Raw genomic sequence first — 11,570 nt, forward strand, 5'->3', positions numbered from 1 at the left:
ATTTAAGCCTTTTTTCATAATTGTAGGCGCTTCAACGTTTGAAGCGCCTATTTTTTTATGTTATGATAACAATAGTTTAAATATGCAAAATAATCTTAAAGGAGAACAAAAATGAGTAGTGTTCAACTACTAGATAAGACCCGCAAGATTGGCAAACTATTACATAACAGTAACTCTGGAAAGGTTGTATTCAATGACATTTGCCGAGTGTTATGTGACATTTTATCTTCTAACATGTTCGTTATCAGTAAAAAAGGTAAAGTGCTCGGAATCGGTGAAAGTGCAAATGTGGAATCATTAAGTGATCTGCTTGTAGACAATGTAGGATCATTTATTGATCCAATGCTTAATGAGAGATTACTTACGATTTTGTCTACAAAAGAAAATGTTAATCTAGAAACTCTTGGTTTTGAAGGAATTGACAGTTCTAAATTTCAGGCAATCATTACTCCTATTGAGATTGCAGGTGAGAGATTAGGAACATTATTTATTTACAAGACCGATACTCCATATGACATTGATGACATAATTCTTTGTGAGTATGGAACAACAGTGGTTGGGCTTGAAATGCTAAGAGCAGTAAATGAAGAGAATGCAGAGGAGAGCAGAAAGCTTGCAGTTGTTAAATCTGCTATCAGTACACTTTCATTTTCTGAGATGCAGGCCATCATTCATATATTTGATGAGCTTGATGGAATGGAAGGAGTTCTGGTTGCCAGCAAGATCGCTGACAGAGTAGGAATTACCAGAAGCGTTATCGTAAATGCTCTTAGAAAGTTTGAGAGCGCAGGTGTAATTGAATCTAGATCCTCTGGCATGAAGGGAACTTACATCAAGGTTACTAATGACGTAGTCTTTAACGAGATCAAGAAGTTAAAGCAGGAATTATAACTAGAATGTATTATATTGCAGGATGGATGTTGATGAACGGATTTATCGTTTATGATAAATCCGTTCATTTTTTATACATGTTGTAGTTAATAAAATATAAAAACACAATATGAAGTATATTTTTCTTGTTTTTTTCAAATAAAAATCATATTATTATTAATAATAAGATAATAGGTCTTATTATGTTCTCATTTAAGGAGGATTTCTATGATCAACAGTAATGCTTTTGATTACATCAATGTTCTGGATAAGGCTGCAGATGCTTCTTGGACCAGAAATGAAGTTATTGCAAATAATATAGCCAATGTTGATACTCCTGGATACAAGAGACAGGATCTTAATTTTGAGGACGAACTGGAAAGAGCGCTTGGACATTCAAGATACAAGACCATGGATCAAAAGGTCGGGGATCTTAAGGATAAGCACTTGAAACCAAGGGTTATCAATGACTATTCTAATTTTTCATATAGAACAGACAAGAATAACGTAGACATCGATACTGAGAACGTAACACTTGCAGCTAACCAGCTCAAGTATCAGGGACTTATGTCAGGTCTTAACAATGAATTTAAGAACCTGCAGTCCGTTATGAAGTCTTAATGAAGGAGGGAGATTATGAGTATATTTGATTCTTTTAACATAAATTCATCTGGTATGACAGCTCAGAGATTCAGAATGGATATCATTTCTGAGAATATTGCCAATGCCAATACAACTCGCACTCAGGATGGAACTCCTTATGTCAGAAAGGTAGTTACATTTGCAGAAAAAGGTACACAGACTCCTTTTTCAAGGATCCTTAACGAAAGACTTGATCATTATTCAGGTAGAGGTGTTAAGGTTACTAAGGTTCAGGATGATACATGGACACAGATGAACGTTGTATATGATCCTTCACATCCTGATGCTGATGCTAACGGATATGTTACTTATCCTAACGTTAATACAGTCACAGAAATGACTAACCTTATAGATGCAAGCAGATCCTATGAAGCTAATGCTACAGCATTTAATGCCAGCAAGAATATTGCTTCAAGAGGACTCGAGCTTGGTCAGGGCGGCTGATAGTTTTTATGGAGGAATGATAAATGGCATCACTTGATATTTCACAACTTAGGAATGTTACATCAGGCGCGATCAAAAGTGCAGAAAAGACTAATAGCAGAGTTTACAATGTCCTTGGAGATGATCAAAAGGGAAATGACCAGGCGTTTTCTGTTATCTTTGGTCAGGCTGTAGAAAATATAAATACTACTAACGCATACTTGTCTGACGCTGAGAATGAAGAGATTAAATGGGCTCTTGGTCAGACAGATAATACTCATGATCTTTCTGTAGCAATACAGAAGGCTCAGACAGCACTTCAATATACAGTTGCTGTAAGAGACCGCGTTCTTTCTGCATATAGAGAACTTACTCAGATGCAGATTTAATATGTTTTAAGATTTTGGGGAGGGAGAGAGCATGGCTGATAAACTTAAAGCCTTGTGGCAAAAAGTTCTCGACTGGTGGAATCAGTTTACTGCTAAACAAAAGACTCTGATCATTGGAGCCGGTTCAGTAATACTGCTGACCATCATTATATTGGTTTCTATTTTGAACCAGCCTCAGTATGTTCTTTTGGCTACGGCCAATTCTACAAAGGAAGCTTCAGAGATAAAAGAGCTTCTTGATTCAAATTCAGTAAATTATAAAATGTCAGATGATGGTCTGGAATTCAGGGTCCTAAAAAAGGATCAGGGTGATGCCAGCCTTCTTTTGGGTGCAAATGATATACAGTCATATGCCTATAGTATTGATAATGTTACTGATGGCAGCTTTTCAACTACAGAATCTGATAAGCAAAAGAAATACGTCCTATATCTGGAAAGCAGACTGGAATCGGATTTTATTTCAAAGTTTGAAGCAATCAAGAGTGCTAATGTCCAGCTTAATATTCCTGACAATGATGGAACACTTATTGGTAATCAGGAAGAAGCATCAGCCTGGATCCTTTTGAATATAGCTGATGGTGCGAATTTTTCAGAAGATAATGCAGCCTTTCTTGCAAAGGCAGTTGCTGTAGCGATTGGTAATGAAAACACAGAGAATATCGTTATTCTTGACACTAACGGTAATATGCTTTTCTCTGGAAGTGAGGAGACTACAACTTCAGGACTTGCAAGTTCACAGCTATCATTAAAGGCTAAGGCAGAGCAGATTGTAAAAAGTGAAGTAAAAAAGGTACTTCTTGGAACGAAGCTTTATGATGATATTGAAGTAGCAAGTAACCTTGTTATGGATTTTTCTAAAGAAGAAAAGACAACTCATAACTATACTCCTGCACAGGATCAGACTCAGGGTGTTTTAAGCCATGAGGATACATATAATGCAGAAAATGTTAATGGTATAAGCGGTATTCCTGGTACTGATACAAACGCTGATGATGAAACAACTTATGTTACTCAGGACAATCAGAATTCAACATCAAGTATTACTGAGGAATCCCGTGATTATCTTCCTAACGAAGAGATTACAACTAAGACAAATCAGCCGGGGGCTATTCAATATGATCAGTCTTCTATATCTGTTACCGCTATCAACTATGTAGTTGTAAAAGAAGAAGATTATAAGAGCGCTGATAACAATAATATGACTTGGGATGAGTACAAAGTTGCAAATGCTCAGCCTGTTACATTGGAAGTTCCTGAAGAGATGATAAATGTTGTTTCTAAGGCAACCGGTATTAGTGCAGAGAATGTAGCAATGGCGGCATATACTGAATATGTCTTCTTTGACAGAACAGGCGCTGCTATAACACTTACAGATGTATTACAGATCTTGCTTATCCTTGTTATCCTTGGACTTCTTGCATTCATTATCATCAGGAGTATGTGGACCAAGAAGGTTCAGGAGGAAGAGGAAGAGCCAGAGCCTCTTTCAGTTGAATCATTGCTTGAGTCTCAGCCAGAAGAAGCTCTTGAAGATATTGAGATGGATACAGGTTCAGAAACCAAGCGTCTTATTGAAAAGTTTGTTGATGAAAATCCAGAAGCTGCAGCTACGCTACTACGCAACTGGCTTAACGAGGACTACGGTCTATAATTTAATGAGGGAGTTAGAAGTATTATGGATACTGAAGTTTCTGCAGGAGGAAATCCGTTAACAGCGGGTTTTACAGGCACTCAAAAAGCGGCAATTCTTCTGATCGCACTTGGACCAGAAAAATCATCCGCCATATTCAAGCATCTCAAGGATGAGGAAATTGAGGAGCTTACTTTAGAGATCGCCAACACTAGAAGTGTAACTTCTCAGATCAAAGAGGCGGTCTTAGAAGAGTTCTATGGTGTCTGCCTTGCACAGCAGTATATTGCTGAAGGTGGTATCAATTATGCCAAAGAACTTCTTGAGAAAGCTCTTGGAGAGGATAAGGCTCTTGATGTTATCAGTAAGCTTACTGCTTCACTTCAGGTTAAGCCTTTCGAGTTTATTCGTAAGACTGAGCCTTCGCAGCTCCTTACTTTCATTCAGGACGAGCATCCTCAGACTATTGCTCTTATATTGTCCTATATGTCACCTTCACAGAGTGCGCTCATTCTCTCGGCTATTCCACCTGACAGGCAGGCAGATGTTGCTAAGAGAATCGCTTCTATGGACCGTACAAGTCCGGATACAATAAAGGAAGTAGAGAAAGTATTGGAATCAAAGTTATCGTCTCTTGTAAATCAGGATTACACAATTGTTGGTGGTGTAGACGCAGTTGTAGAGATCCTCAATACTGTAGACCGTGCAACAGAGAAGCACATTATGGAAACTCTCGAGATCGAAGAGCCAGAGCTTGCAGACGAGATCAGAAAGAAGATGTTCGTATTCGAAGATGTTCTTCTTTTGGACGACAGATCTATTCAGAGAGTGCTGCGTGAAGTTGAAAATAGTGACCTTGGCCTTGCTCTTAAGGGCGCTACAGAGAACGTTCAGACAGCAATCTTCAACAACTTGTCAAAGCGTCTTGCTGCTATGATCAAGGAAGATATGGACTTCATGGGACCTGTTCGTATGAAGGATGTTGAAGAGGCTCAGCAGAAGATCGTTAACGTCATCAGAAAGCTTGAGGACGCTGGCGAGATCGTAATCTCCAGAGGTGGAGGTGATGAGTTAGTTGTCTAATCTTTTTAAAGCAGGTTTTGTGAGCTTTGATCAGGGTGAAACCAGGATCATTGATAGCAATGAACTTGCGAACAAAAAAATAGAAGCATTTCAGGAACAGGAGTTAAAGAGACAAAGAGCTCAGATGGCTTCTGAAGAAGGTTTTGAAGAAGGTGAAGAGCCGGTTGACTTTATTCCTGGGCTTGAGATGGAACAGCTTAATCAGCTTACAGAAGACCAGGGCGTGATCGAGCCTATGCAAAGTCCTGATCCTCAATTTGACATGGAAGCTATGCAGGCTGAAATAGATTTTAAGATTCAACAGGCTCAGGAACAGGCTGACGCTATCATTCAGGAAGCCAACGAACAAGCTGATACTATTCGTAACAACGCAATAGATCAGGGAAGAAGAGAAGGCTACGATGCTGGATATCAGGAAGGCGTTGCTGCAGCTGAAAGCTTAAAGGCTGAGATCGAGCAACAAAGAGAAGGACTTGAAAAAGAGTATCAGCAGCTTGTAGATGAGCTTGAGCCAGAAATGGTTGATATTCTTACTCAGATCTATGAGCATGTTTTTGGAATTGAACTTAGAGAGGATAAGGCTATTATCCTTCATCTTTTAAAGAGTACTTTATCAAGGATCGAACCGGGAAATAATCTTATTGTTCATGTTTCTTCCGATGACTATGATGAGGTGATAGATGAAAGAGATAGTCTTGATGCCTGCATCACTTCGCCTAACACCACAATGGAAATTATTGAAGATCCTCTTTTGAAAGAAAATGAATGCATGATCGAATCAGATAGTGGTGTATTTGATTGCAGTCTGGGAGTTGAACTTTCAGAGATCAGTAGAAAGCTAAAACTTCTTTCTTTTGATAGGAAGAAGAGATAAACAGGTGATGGAATGCTAGTTTCTTCAATTGATCTATCGAAATACAAAAAAATGAAGAGTGCTCCATTTTACCGAATGAGGGGTAAGGTTGTAAATGTTATCGGCTTAACTATCGAGTCAGCAGGACCAGATGCTAAGCTTGGTGACATTTGTCTTATTTATCCAAAAAAGAAAGACAGCGACTCAGTTTCTGACTTTAGCGCAAGGCCAGCTATGGCTGAGGTTGTTGGCTTTAAGGATAATCGTGTACAGCTGATGCCATATGAAAATACCAGTGGAATAGGTAATGGCTCAATTGTTGAGAATACTGATTCACCTCTTAGAGTAAACGTTGGTGAGGGACTTCTTGGTAAGACTCTGGATGGCCTTGGCAGGATCGATGGAACAAACTTTGGTAAAGGCGTTTCACTTGAAGGCGGCGTTGCATATTCTGTAGAGAATCAGCCACCAGATCCTATGACAAGAGATCCTATTTCAGATGTGTTATCCCTTGGAGTAAAGGCTGTTGATGGACTTCTTACAGTTGGTAAAGGTCAGAGAATTGGTATTTTTGCAGGTTCTGGTGTTGGTAAGTCAACGCTACTTGGAATGTTTGCCAGAAATACTCAGGCTGATATAAATGTCATTGCTCTTATTGGAGAGCGAGGCAGAGAGGTTAGAGAGTTTATTGAGAGAGACCTTGGCGAAGAAGGTATGCGAAGGTCTATTGTGGTTTGTGCTACTTCTGATAAGCCTGCACTTGAGAGGCTTAAGGCTGCAAAGACTGCAACTTCAATAGCTGAGTACTTTCGAGATAAGGGTAAAGATGTTCTTTTGATGATGGATTCTCTTACACGTTTTTCAATGGCTCAAAGAGAGATTGGACTTGCTAGTGGTGAGCCACCTGTTTCTAGAGGATATCCGCCATCAGTATATGCTGAGATGCCTAAACTCTTAGAAAGAGCTGGAAGATCAAGAAAGGGGTCTATCACAGGCTTATATACAGTTCTTGTTGATGGCGATGATATGAATGAGCCTATCACAGATACCGCCCGCGGTATTCTGGATGGTCATATTGTTCTTAATCGTAAGCTTGCTCAGAGAAATCATTATCCTGCGATTGACGTTCTTGCCAGCATCTCCAGGTGTATGTCGGCTATTACAGATCCAGAACATAAGAAGGCTGCAGGCAAACTTAAGAACGTGCTTGCAACATATAACGATGCTGAAGACCTTATTAATATAGGAGCATACCGTAGTGGTGCCAACAAGAACATTGACTATGCGGTATCCAAGATCGATGCTGTTAATGAGTTTTTGATGCAGGAAACTGATGAAAAATTTAGTTTCGAAGAGATCAGGCAGACCCTGATTGATATTTTTAGGGACTGATAAATGGCTAGATTTAATTATAGGATGCAAAACATTCTAAATATCAAGCAAAAAACTGAGGGACAGATCAAGATGGAATTTGCTGCTGCCCAGTCAGAGCTTAACAAACAGCTTGATATTTTGGATGAATATATCTACAGAAGAGCGAATTATCTAAAAGAAGCTGAAGAACTTAGAAATGAAGATAGCTTGAGGCTTCAGGATATATTGGATAATCAATACGCAACTGCTCAGATGGATGTTATGATAGCATCTCAGGCTAAAGTAGTTAAGAAACATGAAGCAGAAGTCGAAAAAGTAAGAGTAAAACTTGCACGTGCCATGCAGGAAAGAAAGATGCAGGAAACTCTACGAGACAGAGCTTATGCTGAATTTGTTGAAGAACAAAAGCAAGAAGAAGCTAAGGAAAACGATCAGCGAACTAGCTTTACTTATGGACAAAAAAGACAGGAGAATGGTTAATTATGGCTGATAACAGCATGATGACACCTATGGATGATCCTAAAGCTGCCAAGAAAAAGCTTGCGGATGAGAAAAAAGAATATAGAAAAAAGCTAAGGGAACAGCGTAAAGAGCAGAAAGAAAAAGAAGCTGAATTTGCTGAAAGAACTGCTGAGATCAATGGAGACGATGCTGGTGGTCTTGCAACTCTTATCATCACTTTCCTTATTATTCTGATATGGCTTGCTATCATGGCTCTTTTAGTAAAGCTTGATGTTGGACATTTTGGATCAGAGATCCTTGCTCCACTTCTTAGGGATATTCCTTATGTGAATATTATTCTTCCTGATGGAAGTATTTCAACGGATTCTTCTGAAACACCGGTTGATTTTAGTAATGCTGAGAGTTCTGCTTCAGGCATTAACTCCATGGAAGAAGCAAATGCCTATATCAAGAGACTTGAACAGGCTCTTCAGTCAGAGATGGAACTTAATAGCAGCTATGCTTCATCAATTGAAAAGCTTGAAACTGAAGTAGCAAGGCTTGAGCCTTTTGAAAAGCAGCAAAAAGAGTTTTATGAAGAAAAAGCTAATTTCTATAACAGTATAGTTTATGGCGATTATGCTCCGGATGCTTCTGCCTATGCTTCATATTATGAGATGATCGATCCTGATAATGCAGCTGAGATATACAGAAAGGTTGTGCAGGGCGAATATGATGATGCGGCCATCAAAGCTTTTGCAACAACATATTCTGGAATGAAAGCCAAGAAAGCTGCAGCAATCTTTGATGAGATGGTAGCAGAAAATCAGATTGAGCTTGTTTCGAGGATCCTGGCCCAGATGAGCGTTGAAAACAGAGGAGATATCCTTGCTGCTATGAAGGAAGATAATGCAGCTAAGCTTACACAACTTCTAGAGCCAACATCTCTCGAACAAAAATCCACAAAAGTTACTGGATAAATTTCAAAATAGATATAAATAAAATATAAAAAATACCGATATACAAGTTGGAAGTATATCGGTATTTTTATGCTTAAAAATAGAAAGGAGGATCTTGATGGGCAGTACAACCAATCAGGTTGGTACATTGTTACCAATCATGACGCAAAGTACTGCAGCGACTAATGTTTCATCTGTAGCAGAATCAAACAAAGGCATGTCGAAAGCATCTGCAAGCTTTGACAACATTCTGAACCAGTTTTCAGATACCGTGATGCAGACAAGAGCAAATGATGCAGGAAAAGACAATAAGGCGCTACCTAAGGATGCAGATCAGAAAAACATCTCTGATGATGCTACAAGGAAGACTGAAAAGGAAAATGGAAGTCCTAGTGATAAGGATATCAAAAAGTTTTCTGAAGCTTGTAATAATGCAGATAATGCAGAAAAAGCTAATGCTACAGGATTAAAAGAAACAGACAGCACGGAAGCAGATAAAAAGCTGCAGGAAGCCATTGAGGAAGATGGCAAAAAGCTTGTATCTGAAATTGCAGAAGCCTTCGATGTATCAGAGGACGAGATACTTGGCATGATGCAGGCAATGGGACTAATGATGGCAGATCTTTTAGACCCGCAGAATTTACAGGAGCTCGTAACACGAGTTATCGGACAGGACAAGGCACTTGAACTTTTAACAGATTCAGATCTCTATACTTCATTGCAGGACCTCTTAGAGGGTGCGGAAGATATGAGAAGTCAACTTATGAATGAGTTTGACTTATCTGATGAAGAACTTCAGAACGTAATAAATGAGACTAAGGGCGATTTTACAGAGCATCTTGCAAAAGAAACTGAGAAGATGCCTGAGGTTATCATAAACGAAGCTGGAGATGAATTGTTTAAGGACAAGACCGCACTACAGTCTGATAAGACATCAGCAGAAAGACCTGAAGTTACGATCGAAAGAAGTATAGCAGAGGAAAACAGACCTGTAGAAACTTCTGAAAGATCACAAAATGACAGTAATAAAGGTTCTTTCCATCAGGAAGCTGGTGCTCCTAATCTTTTTAATCAGGTACTAAATAATATTACTGAAGCTGCTATGAATGAGCCAGCTCAAGAGATGCAGTACACTGACAGAGCTCAGATGGCAGATATCATCAGGCAGATCACAGAGAGAATTACTATTTCTTCTGGACAGGATGAGACTACGATGGAACTTCAGCTTCATCCAGCAAGCCTTGGAAATGTGAACATAATGCTTACAAGCAGCAAGGACGGAATAGTTGCTAAGTTCACAGCTCAAAATGAGATAGTAAAAGAAGCAGTAGAAAGCCAGATGATCCAGCTTCAGCAAAAATTCGAAGCACAGGGAATCAAGGTTACATCAATTGAAGTTACGATTGCAAGTCACGAGTTTGAAAGAAACTTAGACGAGCAGAATAAACGTCAGGGAAGCGACGAAGAGACTGGAAAAGGTAAGAAGAATACAAGACGTATCGATCTTTCATCTATTTCAGATCTTGAGGATGAAGCGCTTGATGATTCAGACAAGATAACAGCTCAAATGATGGCTGCAAATGGTAATACAGTTGATTATACCGCCTAATTGCTTATGAAAAGAGGTCAAAATGGCAGAAACTAATGCAGTAAATAATGCAGTAAATAACAATTCAGTAAGCGCTATCATAAAGGATGGACAGGTTCAGAATCTTGATAAGTCAAAAGAAAGCAAGAATATGAACACAGCATCTGGCTATGACAAAGATTCTTTTCTTAAGATCTTGGTAGCTCAGATGAAATATCAGGATCCTATGGAGCCTACGTCAAATACTGAATACATTTCACAGTATGCTACATTTACTCAGGTTGAACAGCTTAACAATATGGCTAATTCAATGTCTCTTTCCAGAGCATCTGAGATGGTAGGTAAGACAGTAACTGTTAATCAGGTAAATGCTGACACTGGTAAGACTTCAGAGGTACAGGGAGTTGTAGACTTTGTTACTTACAGCGGCAATAAAGCATACCTTAGCATCAATGGTACAAACTACAATATTGATGATGTAACAGAAGTTCTTTCAGCTGATTACACAGATGCCCTTGAAGTAGTTAAGGACTTTCAGGAAGCTATTGATAAGCTTCCTAACCTCAATCTTATTTCTGAGGAAGAGCACGGATCAACCATCGATACTATGTATGATTTCTACATGAACAAGATGGATGAAAAAGCTAAGAACCTTATGAATAAGGATTATGTGACATCACTTCTTCAGTTCGTTAACAGAATTGATGATATTAGAGGAAATGATCACAGAACACTTATTAAAGCAACAACTTAAAATATACGTGGCGCCCGGAAGGATCCGGGTGCTGCGGAAAATTTAGAAGAAAGGAGGAAAGACAGTCATGATAATGGATGATAGACAGTTTTTATCAATAGGCCAGATGCAGAATCAGATTAAGACAGGATCTGTAAATGCTGGAAGTGTGATCAACAAGCCTTCTGGAACTCTGCCTGTAGGTGAAAATTCTTTTGCTAACATCCTTAAAAAAGCTGAGGAATCTGTCGATAATAATATTGGTTCGGAAAGTCTTAAGTTTTCTAAGCATGCAGTTAACAGATTAAGCGATAGAAATATCGAACTTACTAAAGAGCAGATGGCTAGACTTGAGCATGGAAAGATTGAAGCTTCAGAAAAAGGTATCAAGGATTCCCTTATACTTATCGATCAGCTGGCTTTCATAGTTAATGTACCGAACAATACAGTAGTGACAGCAATGGATCAGACAGAAAATAAAAGTAATGTTTTTACAAATATTGACGGAGCAGTGATTGCGTGATTGGACCTATTGCAGGAAATCATTTGATCCCCGACCGATTGAAGGGATCATTCTTTATCACT

13 protein-coding genes are annotated in these 11,570 nt (G+C 39.0%); all 13 read left to right on the forward strand.

The window, feature by feature from the left end; genetic code table 11:
- Positions 1 to 111: 111 nt before the first annotated feature.
- The 13 genes from codY (at position 112) to BUA02_RS13085 (ending at position 11,508) form a co-directional block, all read left to right on the forward strand.
- Positions 112 to 891: a GTP-sensing pleiotropic transcriptional regulator CodY gene (codY, locus tag BUA02_RS13025; RefSeq protein WP_071176167.1), complete on the forward strand. Its 780-nt coding sequence runs from the start codon at positions 112 to 114 to the stop codon at positions 889 to 891.
- 207 nt (positions 892 to 1,098) lie between these two features.
- Positions 1,099 to 1,491: a flagellar basal body rod protein FlgB gene (gene flgB / locus BUA02_RS13030; protein WP_071176166.1), complete on the forward strand. Its 393-nt coding sequence runs from the start codon at positions 1,099 to 1,101 to the stop codon at positions 1,489 to 1,491.
- Between the two features lie 15 nt (positions 1,492 to 1,506).
- A complete protein-coding gene (gene flgC / locus BUA02_RS13035) occupies positions 1,507 to 1,956 on the forward strand; it encodes a flagellar basal body rod protein FlgC (RefSeq protein WP_071176165.1) in 450 nt (149 codons plus the stop codon).
- A gap of 23 nt (positions 1,957 to 1,979) precedes the next feature.
- Positions 1,980 to 2,324 carry a flagellar hook-basal body complex protein FliE gene (locus tag BUA02_RS13040; RefSeq protein ID WP_071176164.1) on the forward strand — a complete coding sequence of 115 codons (345 nt, stop codon included), beginning with the start codon at positions 1,980 to 1,982 and terminating at the stop codon, positions 2,322 to 2,324.
- Positions 2,325 to 2,355: 31 nt separating this feature from the next.
- Positions 2,356 to 3,975, forward strand: a complete 1,620-nt coding sequence (gene fliF / locus BUA02_RS13045) for a flagellar basal-body MS-ring/collar protein FliF (protein WP_072704911.1) — start codon at positions 2,356 to 2,358, stop codon at positions 3,973 to 3,975.
- A 24-nt stretch (positions 3,976 to 3,999) separates the two neighbouring features.
- On the forward strand, positions 4,000 to 5,037 hold the full coding sequence (gene fliG, locus BUA02_RS13050; protein ID WP_071176162.1) for a flagellar motor switch protein FliG: 1,038 nt from the start codon (positions 4,000 to 4,002) through the stop codon (positions 5,035 to 5,037).
- Positions 5,030 to 5,911, forward strand: coding sequence for a FliH/SctL family protein (locus BUA02_RS13055; protein ID WP_072704914.1), 882 nt, complete (start codon positions 5,030 to 5,032; stop codon positions 5,909 to 5,911). The genes fliG and BUA02_RS13055 overlap by 8 nt, the downstream gene beginning before the upstream one ends.
- A 12-nt stretch (positions 5,912 to 5,923) precedes the next feature.
- Positions 5,924 to 7,282 carry a flagellar protein export ATPase FliI gene (gene fliI / locus BUA02_RS13060; protein WP_072704917.1) on the forward strand — a complete coding sequence of 453 codons (1,359 nt, stop codon included), beginning with the start codon at positions 5,924 to 5,926 and terminating at the stop codon, positions 7,280 to 7,282.
- 3 nt (positions 7,283 to 7,285) lie between these two features.
- Complete coding sequence (locus BUA02_RS13065; protein ID WP_072704919.1) at positions 7,286 to 7,744, forward strand: flagellar export protein FliJ; 459 nt, start codon at positions 7,286 to 7,288, stop codon at positions 7,742 to 7,744.
- Between the two features lie 2 nt (positions 7,745 to 7,746).
- The gene (locus BUA02_RS13070) at positions 7,747 to 8,685 is read left to right on the forward strand and encodes a MotE family protein (protein ID WP_083572768.1); all 939 of its coding nucleotides are present in this window, start codon (positions 7,747 to 7,749) and stop codon (positions 8,683 to 8,685) included.
- Positions 8,686 to 8,782: 97 nt separating this feature from the next.
- Positions 8,783 to 10,273: a flagellar hook-length control protein FliK gene (locus BUA02_RS13075; protein ID WP_072704922.1), complete on the forward strand. Its 1,491-nt coding sequence runs from the start codon at positions 8,783 to 8,785 to the stop codon at positions 10,271 to 10,273.
- A gap of 22 nt (positions 10,274 to 10,295) precedes the next feature.
- Positions 10,296 to 11,006 carry a flagellar hook capping FlgD N-terminal domain-containing protein gene (locus BUA02_RS13080; RefSeq protein ID WP_072704924.1) on the forward strand — a complete coding sequence of 237 codons (711 nt, stop codon included), beginning with the start codon at positions 10,296 to 10,298 and terminating at the stop codon, positions 11,004 to 11,006.
- A gap of 67 nt (positions 11,007 to 11,073) precedes the next feature.
- A complete protein-coding gene (locus BUA02_RS13085) occupies positions 11,074 to 11,508 on the forward strand; it encodes a TIGR02530 family flagellar biosynthesis protein (protein ID WP_071176156.1) in 435 nt (144 codons plus the stop codon).
- Positions 11,509 to 11,570: the final 62 nt, after the last annotated feature.

Source organism: Butyrivibrio hungatei DSM 14810, assembly GCF_900143205.1.
Taxonomy (GTDB): domain Bacteria; phylum Bacillota; class Clostridia; order Lachnospirales; family Lachnospiraceae; genus Butyrivibrio; species Butyrivibrio hungatei.